The following is a 5,944-nucleotide window of genomic DNA, read 5'->3' on the forward strand; positions in this document are numbered from 1 at the left end:
TATCGGGAGTATCGGGAAGTCTTCAATGCACTTCCTTTCAAATAGTTCCGATAAGTGAAACCTGCTCCCGTATTATCAATTTAATCGAAATTAAAGTAATGAGTTTTTAAAAAATCAGTAATTATTACCACCATTGACTTCGAGTGTTTTTTATGAAGCGCTAGCGGAATAAAAAAAGTATCGAGAAGTCTTTAAAGCACATCCTCTCAACAAGTTCCCGTTAAAATTGAAACTTACTCCCGATTTTCAATTCCGCAAACTTAATCTGCTGACTTCTCTCTCTTTTCAAATGACAAATATCATTTTAGATAATTCCGGTTTTTTTTAACTTAAGGAACCTAAAATGAGAAATTATGGAGTGCAATGCGTATGCAAATCAATTGGCCGAATTCTCCTGGGAAGTCAGGGACAAGAGCCTTGAAATTCTGGAAAGAATTCCTGAAGGATTTATGAATTGGCGTCTTAATAATACAGCCATGAGTTTTGTCCACATCGCCCAGCATTTGTTGAAAGTAGATGAACTTTTCCTGGAAATGTTAAGCTCTGATGAAAAGACCTATAAATGGAGTATGGGTTCAGATGAGCCCCATTATAAAAGAGATGCTGCTGAATTTGAAGATATCAAATCCCGTCTTAAAAACCTTCAGAAAGAGCGCCACGCTGTTATCCAGGCATTGGATGAACAAACCCTGAATGAGAAAGTTTCCGAAGAACTCGGGAAACAAACCGATATCTGGTGGTTCATTATGGAAAGACTTCTCGAACACGAGATCTATCATCGCGGTCAATTATCTGCCTACCTGAAGATAATTGAGGGTGAGCGGGAATAGCCAAAAGCTGCAGCAAATTACAATATAAAACAAAGGTATTCTGCTATTAAACGTTACTTTCTAAATTGTACCTGATTCTTGGGTTAAACCCTTAACCTTAAGACCTTATTTTGGTATTTCCCTAAATTTCAATACCTTAGAATCGAGGCTATGTCGGTTTCGGTCTTACTGACATTCATTTTTCCCTTTCCAGAACTGCTTTGCCTGTTCTTAAAACCTACTTATTTGTGCTTACAATTTAGAATCACCAATCTTAATAATTATGAAACTAAAAAATGCAACACAAATCAACAGAAGAAGATTCCTGGAACAATTTAGCCTGGGAATGGGAGCCCTGGGAACCAGCATGCTTTTTCCCATCCCGCTTATGGCCTCCGATAATCTTAGTAAAACTGATAATCCTAAAGAGATTCTGATCCTTGGCGCCGGCCTGGCGGGTCTCGCTGCAGCCTGGGAACTCGATAAAGCCGGACATAAAGTAACGATCCTTGAAGCCAGGGACCGCCCGGGCGGACGTGTTTCCACCATCCGGGAGCCTTTTCCTGAAGGTCTTTCTGCTGAAGAAGGCGCGGTAGGATTTTCCTCAACGTATACCCAATCTCTGAAATATATTGAAGAACTGGGCCTGGAACAGGTGCCATACCCTTTTCCGGAGAAAACGGTCATCTATTATTTTAATGGTGAAAAGCTGGAAGTTGCTCCCGGAGAGAATCCAGACTGGCCTTATGAATTAAGCCCTGAAGAAAATGAACTGGGCCCTATGGGCATCGTTCAGAAATATATCATGGAACCCCTGCCTGAAGAAAATACTAAGCCTGATGCATGGGATCAGGCTCCCCTTATAGATCTGGATGAGATCTCGCTTTACGATTATATGAAAAGACAGGGGGCCAGCGACGGGGCAATCCAGTTGGTGCAGAATACCCAGTGGTTTGCCGCGGAGCCAAAAGAAACCTCCGGACTTTCCATGGCGGTTTCAGATTTCGGACTCTTTATGAGCGGGACTTCTTTCTTTCTGCTGAAAGGAGGAAATGATAGGCTGCCGGTTGCGATGGCAAACGGACTTGGCGATAAGATAAAATATAAAACTAAAGTGACTAAGCTGCACGATTCCGGAGAATCTGCCATTGTTGAAACAGAAACAGGATCCGGAGCTAATGCTGAATTTAAAGCCGATTATGTGATCTCTACCATCCCGGCGGCCGTGCTTGCAGGCATAACTTTTGAACCCGCTTTGCCTTCTTTTAAAGCCGAAGCCTTAAAGGAACTACCCGTTCTTGAGGTTACCCGAAGCTTTTTTCAGACCGACAAAGCTTTCTGGTTGAACAAAGATCTTTCAGGAGCAGCCTTCACCGATCTTCCGGTTAAACAGATTTCCCCTTATACAATGTCTCAAAACCCGGCCGAAAACCCCGGGATCCTGGAAAGTTACGCTATGGGAAAAGGGGCGAATGCACTTGGGAAATTGCAGAAAAGGGAACTTGAAGACAAGCTCCTACCCGAAATGAAAAAGATCTTCCCTGATATTGAAGAGCATCATTCCGGCACCTATGTAAAGGCATGGGGAGAAGATCCTTATGCTCTTGGAGGACCAAGTTTTCCGGCTCCCGGACATGTTACCAAGTATCTAAAGGCGCTGCAGGAACCTCATGGCCGCTTCCATTTTGCCGGGGAATATACCAGTATTTTGCGAAGCACCATGGAAGGTGCGCTTCGCTCGGGTGCTGATGCGGCAAAAGCGATCAATGATCTCAGGGGTTAAGCTTTTGGGGCATTTTTCTCCTATTGAATAAGACAAGTGAAAGGCCAATAGCATTGATTAAAGTTGGTAATGGTTCCTGAAAGGATAGGTTTTAAATATACTCCTCTTAAGTTTCACGCGAATACGAAATGATTTAATGAAAGAAACAGACTTATGGTACCACTATCTTCCATAATAAATTCTTTGCGTTCTTTTGCTTTGCTTGGCGTGCTTTGCGTGAAATCTATAAATCAATCCTCCATGCTTTCAATGGACATGCTGCCGATTTGCACAGGTTTTCCTGCGGAAAAATTCCTAACTTTCCCTCAAAAATAGATTATGCCAATTATTTTACCCGTAAAAGAAAAGAGCCCTGAATTCGGGAAGGATTGCTTCCTCGCGGAAAATGCTACTATTGTTGGTGATGTGGTGATGGGGGAAGAGTGTTCCGTGTGGTTCAATGCTGTGATTCGTGGGGATGTTAACGCGATCCGGATAGGGAACCGTACCAATATCCAGGACGGTGCCGTTATCCATTGTACTTATGAAAAAGCCGCTACTACTATTGGAAATAACGTTTCTGTAGGACATAACGCCATTGTGCACGGCTGTGAAGTAAAGGATAATGCCCTTATCGGGATGGGGGCTATCGTTATGGACAAAGCGGTGGTCGGTGAGAATTGTATTATCGCCGCCGGTGCTGTGGTGCTGGAAAATACCTTCTGCGAACCCAGACATATCTACGCCGGAACTCCTGCCCGAAAGATCAAAAAACTAACTGAAGACCAGGTAAAAAACCTGGCAAAGACCGCGAAGAATTATATCATGTACAGCAGCTGGTTTAAATAGGCTTTCTACGCTCGAAAACCTTTAGGAGCCTGAAATTTTTTCAATATAAAAAGGGAACTGTTCTCAAGAGCAGTTCCCTTTTTCCTTCATTTTAAATTGTTCTGTGTTTTAATTCAAAAGTTCCGGTAGAGATTCAATATACATGCGTTGGTAGTTGATCTCATTCATACCGCTTTCCCCTATGGTTTTGAATTTTTCCGCGGTTTTTATTTCTTCTACTGATCGCTTTAACGGGGCTTTTCCGAAGATATGATTCAGGGCATTCCCCAGCAAGGGTTCGTCCCGATCACCTAATTCGCCTAAATTCTCCGGGCTTTCAATATATTCAATATCCGGTTTAAGTCCATTGATATAATCGGTTTTTCCATTGGCATTCGCCGATTTAAAGACCAGGGGTTGTATGGCATAGGTGTGGTTTTCGCTGGCATTGCTCTTGCCAAAGTTAGGACTGTCATACAGGGTTACAGAGGCCTGGAATTTTCCGGTAGTTTGGTCTCCTACCTGTACCACTTCGATATAGGGTTCAAGACCGTTGATGATTAATTCACTGGCCGAGGCCGTACTTTTGGAAGTGAGCACATAAACCCTTGAAAGATTCAGGCTGTTGATGGCTTCCCCGGTTCTGATTTTGGTATCAAACCGATTAAGCAATCGCTCGGGATCGTTGGCCTCGAAACTTTCCTGATACTCTTTGTTCCATTGTTCCTTTAAGAAGATCTCTCCTTCAAACTGCCCGGTGATCATACTGGCAAGGTCAATAGCCGAGTCTACGGAACCACCTCCGTTATAACGCAGGTCCAGCACCAGCTCATCAACAGCTTCAGCTTTAAATTCAGAAAAAGCTGCATTAAGTTGTGCATCGTACTTCCCGGTGAAGCTATTGTACATCAGGTAAGCGATTTTTTGACCCTCAATATTTAGCACCTTGCTTTCATGCACCGGGTTCTCGTTATATTCAGACCTGGAAAGTTGAGCGGTTTTATCGCTCAGGATAATAGTGCCGTTTTCTATTTTACCGATATTGATTTCCATGGTATTGGCCTCTAATAAAGAGTTATAATTATTCACATTAAGTGCCTGGCCGTTTACTTCAGTAAAGATCATTCCACGCTCGAGATTCTCAGTATCGGCAGAGGTTCCCGGAATCACATAGCGGATATAACCAAAGACATTATTGGAATTACTGATCCTGCCAAGACCAAAATCCATTCCCGCGGTACTGCTGCTCACGCCGTCGAAACGCTCCTCCAGGGCCTTATAATCATCCGTGATAAAACTAAACCGGTCCTGGGAGTAGGTGAGGGCATCAAAAAGATCTTCAGGATCGCTAAAACCTGTGAGGTAATCATCCCTTTCAGCGTTTGATCTGAAATAGTTATTGGCAAGGCTGGGTACCTGGTCCTTGTAAAGATAGATATCCTTCATTCCCCGATAGACGAATTGCTCTATCTCAAGCTCACTGGAAGCCTGTGTACCTGTTTCTTCTTTGGTTTCTACAGGGTTAATGAATTCTTCCTCATCCTTTTCGCAGGAAATTAAGAAAATACTTAAAAAACTAATGATCAAACTTATTTGAAATCTCATGAATTGGGGTTTAAATTGAAATATCAGGAAACTGAAGATTGCTTCCAATCTATTTCATCCTCTTATTTACAGTAATTATGCCAGGGTACTCTGAATATGAGCCTTTAAGATTTGTTGAGCCGGAGGTTTTAGCTGTGTATTCTGAAAGTCGAATTCGTACAATTTCTTCGTTGTCCGTCCTAAGAAGATGGAAATTCACACAAAATATGAGGCTCATCATATTTCACATTGACCTATATAAGTAATTTAGCTCTTGCCTGGAATACGGTCAGAATACCGGTTGAGCCCCCAGGCGGTTCAGCCACACAGGTTACTTTTTTGGTTAATAGTAATTAATACTTTTTTTATAAGAACAGGAGACTGCACCTCCTGTTCTTTTTTTTTGACCTATTGATTATTCTCTTCCCTGAGTTTCAAATAATCTCCTAATAAGAGTACCGTGGGAAATAATATCTCTTCTTCCAGTTCAGCATGTTTTTCGAGTTCAGCTTCATAACCGGAAAGTTCCGGGTGGTTTTCCCTCCCGGCAGCAGTCACCATTTCGTCTATAAAATGCGCAATCATTTGATGTTCGGCCAGCATAGCCTCTCTGTTTTCACGGAATTTTTCAATAAGTTGAACGATTTTTCCGCTCTCTTCCGGAAGTTCGCCTTTAGCCAGTAAGGGCAGGATCCCCAATGGAGGTAATATATAATCCTCTTCTTCCTTAAAATGGAATTCCATCACTTCATAAAGCTCTCTTGCCGCTATGCCGGTGCTATCTTCATAAGAAGTAAACGGTTTAAGTTTTTCAAGAAAATAATTATGATCCTCTAAGATCTGTGCCGGCACTTCAGGTTTAACCTTAAACCTCGGAATCGCAGTTTCTTCCTTGTTTCCACAGCTATTCAGAATTAAAAGACTTAGAATGATATATAAATAAAACCTCATTGTTTTTCTT

General features: G+C 42.3%; 5 protein-coding genes. 3 read left to right on the top strand and 2 right to left on the bottom strand.

Annotated features, from left to right (window positions below; genetic code table 11):
- Positions 1–353: 353 nt before the first annotated feature.
- The 3 genes from ACESK1_RS11570 (at position 354) to ACESK1_RS11580 (ending at position 3,420) form a co-directional block, all read left to right on the top strand.
- Complete coding sequence (locus ACESK1_RS11570; RefSeq protein WP_372920336.1) at positions 354–830, top strand: DinB family protein; 477 nt, start codon at positions 354–356, stop codon at positions 828–830.
- 262 nt (positions 831–1,092) lie between these two features.
- The gene (locus ACESK1_RS11575) at positions 1,093–2,592 is read left to right on the top strand and encodes a flavin monoamine oxidase family protein (protein WP_372920337.1); all 1,500 of its coding nucleotides are present in this window, start codon (positions 1,093–1,095) and stop codon (positions 2,590–2,592) included.
- Positions 2,593–2,910: 318 nt separating this feature from the next.
- Positions 2,911–3,420 (top strand): gamma carbonic anhydrase family protein, encoded by a 510-nt coding sequence (locus ACESK1_RS11580; RefSeq protein ID WP_372920338.1) that lies wholly within the window; start codon positions 2,911–2,913, stop codon positions 3,418–3,420.
- Positions 3,421–3,528: 108 nt separating this feature from the next.
- Here the strand turns inward: ACESK1_RS11580 and ACESK1_RS11585 are convergent, their stop codons facing one another.
- Positions 3,529–5,004 (bottom strand): S41 family peptidase, encoded by a 1,476-nt coding sequence (locus ACESK1_RS11585; protein WP_372920339.1) that lies wholly within the window; start codon positions 5,002–5,004, stop codon positions 3,529–3,531.
- A gap of 387 nt (positions 5,005–5,391) precedes the next feature.
- A partial coding sequence (locus ACESK1_RS11590; protein WP_372920340.1) for a hemerythrin domain-containing protein occupies positions 5,392–5,944 on the bottom strand: 553 nt, incomplete at its 5' end.

Origin of the sequence: Salegentibacter sp. (assembly GCF_041642575.1) — a bacterium.
In the GTDB taxonomy this organism is placed as follows: Bacteria; Bacteroidota; Bacteroidia; order Flavobacteriales; family Flavobacteriaceae; genus Salegentibacter.

Excerpts from the sequence above, each read along its gene's own strand:
- ACESK1_RS11580 (WP_372920338.1), top strand. The coding sequence starts at position 2,911 with ATGCCAATTATTTTACCCGTAAAAGAAAAGAGCCCTGAATTCGGGAAG.
- ACESK1_RS11570 (WP_372920336.1), top strand. The coding sequence starts at position 354 with ATGGAGTGCAATGCGTATGCAAATCAATTGGCCGAATTCTCCTGGGAA.
- ACESK1_RS11575 (WP_372920337.1), top strand. The coding sequence starts at position 1,093 with ATGAAACTAAAAAATGCAACACAAATCAACAGAAGAAGATTCCTGGAA.
- ACESK1_RS11585 (WP_372920339.1), bottom strand. The coding sequence starts at position 5,004 with ATGAGATTTCAAATAAGTTTGATCATTAGTTTTTTAAGTATTTTCTTA.